This is a genomic window from Micromonospora sp. DT4 (assembly GCF_049841675.1).
Taxonomy (GTDB): domain Bacteria; phylum Actinomycetota; class Actinomycetes; order Mycobacteriales; family Micromonosporaceae; genus Micromonospora.
Window position 1 is genome coordinate 1 of sequence record NZ_JBNCKT010000446.1, and the last position, 325, is coordinate 325.

General features: G+C 58.8%; 1 protein-coding gene. It reads right to left on the reverse strand.

All coding sequences use genetic code 11. From position 1 onward, the window contains the following. Positions 1–291, reverse strand: a 291-nt coding sequence (locus ACLQ24_RS30495) for a hypothetical protein (RefSeq protein WP_425895181.1), incomplete at its 3' end; no start/stop codon positions are given. Positions 292–325 lie beyond the last annotated feature (34 nt).

The window sequence follows — 325 nt, forward strand, 5'->3', positions numbered from 1 at the left end:
CACCCAAAGCTGAATCCCCGCGATCCGCTCCTGATTGTCCTCTTCCTTCTTGGCCGTTGGTGGCCGGGGCTTCGGTGACGGCTCCCCGGGAAAGCTCAAACCATCAAATCTCGATGTGTCGCCCTCATTCAGGTAGATGACCTCGAAGCCGCCTTCTCCTGCCAGCATCTCGGCCATCTCACCGTCCGGGTCGGCATGCCCCCTGCTCTTGAGACTGGACATAAACTTGCCGAGCTCGAACTGCTTGCCTGGCTTATTCGGATTGGGTCGCTCCAGCGTGCGTTTCGGCATCTGCCCGATGTTATGGGGTATACCGTTTGCGTCT